This window comes from Thermus sp. FJN-A (genome assembly GCF_054655095.1).
Genome location: NZ_BAAHSC010000291.1, coordinates 1 through 236 on the forward strand (window position 1 = coordinate 1; position 236 = coordinate 236).

General features: G+C 76.7%; 1 pseudogene. It reads right to left on the reverse strand.

The features are described 5' to 3' along the window. Nucleotides 1-236: pseudogene (locus tag ACYQ0J_RS13750) on the reverse strand (metal-dependent hydrolase); the annotation flags it as partial.

Consider the following 236-nt stretch of genomic DNA (forward strand, 5'->3'; position numbering starts at 1 on the left):
AGCTCCCCCCGGAGGGCCTCCCGCTCCGCCCGGCACCGCTCTTCCGCCCGGGAAAGCTCGGCCTCGAGGCGGGCCGCCTCCTCCGCCTTGGCCTGGGCCTGGTCCTCGAGGTCCCGCAGGGGCCCCTCGTCCACCCGCCGGGCGATGGGCTCCCCCTCCTCCACCCGGTCCCCCGGCTTCACCAGAAGCCCCGAGAGGGAGGGGAGGGAGAAGACCAGGGGGTGGAGGGTGGGCAG